Source organism: Roseicella aerolata (assembly GCF_020523605.1).
GTDB classification, from domain to species: domain Bacteria; phylum Pseudomonadota; class Alphaproteobacteria; order Acetobacterales; family Acetobacteraceae; genus Paracraurococcus; species Paracraurococcus aerolatus.
In genome coordinates, this window is sequence record NZ_JAJAQI010000192.1 from 1 (window position 1) to 544 (window position 544).

Annotated in this window: 1 protein-coding gene; it reads left to right on the plus strand. The window is 71.9% G+C overall.

What is annotated here, in order from left to right; genetic code table 11:
- Nucleotides 1–544, plus strand: a 544-nt coding sequence (locus LHA35_RS28515; protein WP_226615299.1) for a transposase, incomplete at both ends; no start/stop codon positions are given.

Here is a 544-nt window from a genome sequence, read left to right on the forward strand (position 1 = left end):
TCGCGCATCACCCGAAAACCGCTTGCCTACCTGTCGCGCCGCGACAATCATCCAGCCGCCGCGACCACAGACTCTCATCCTGATTGTCGCGCTGCTCGCATCCAGATCGTCGCGCCACAGCCGGAGGAGGTCGGCTTCGAGACCAAAACCGCGATCGCGCTGGGCCAGCTCCGGCAGGCCCGCGAGCAAGGCGTGCCGGTCGGCATCGTGCTGGGCGATGCCGGCTATGGCGACGAGTGCGACTTCCGGGTCGGGGTGGCAGAGCTTGATCTTCGCTATGTGCTGGGCATTCGTCCCGGCACCAGCGTCTGGCCGCCGGGCCAGGCGCCGCTGCCACCCGCGCCCTGGTCGGGCCGCGGCCGGCCGCCGACCCGGCTCCGGCGCAGCCCGGAGCACCAGCCGGTGTCGGTGAAGGATCTGGCGCTGAGCCTGCCGTCGAAGGCCTGGCGCACCGTCACCTGGCGCGAGGGCAGCCAGGCTGAACTGACCTCGCGCTTTGCCGCCCGGCGGGTTCGCCCGGCCCACCGCGACACCCTGCGCTCGG